This window comes from Klebsiella sp. 141203 (assembly GCF_032601985.1).
GTDB lineage: Bacteria > Pseudomonadota > Gammaproteobacteria > Enterobacterales > Enterobacteriaceae > Klebsiella > Klebsiella aerogenes.
The window spans coordinates 1-203 of the sequence record NZ_JAQIRL010000030.1 but is presented as its reverse complement, the minus strand read 5'-3'; the positions used below and the strand labels follow the sequence as shown (position 1 = coordinate 203).

The following is a 203-nucleotide window of genomic DNA, read 5'->3' as shown; positions in this document are numbered from 1 at the left end:
GTGTTTATCTTCGGTTACAACCCGGCGGATTCCCACCCTATCGTGGCGAATCACGTCATTAACGCCAAACGCAACGGGGCGAAAATCATCGTCTGCGACCCGCGCAAAATTGAAACCGCGCGCATCGCCGACATGCACATCGCGCTGAAGAACGGCTCGAATATCGCGCTGCTCAACGCCATTGGCCACGTCATTATTGAAGA

Annotated in this window: 1 protein-coding gene; it reads left to right on the top strand. The window is 54.7% G+C overall.

Annotated elements, in window-relative coordinates:
* Positions 1–203: molybdopterin-dependent oxidoreductase (locus tag PGR29_RS25020; RefSeq protein ID WP_316425545.1), on the top strand; the 203-nt coding region annotated here is incomplete at both ends.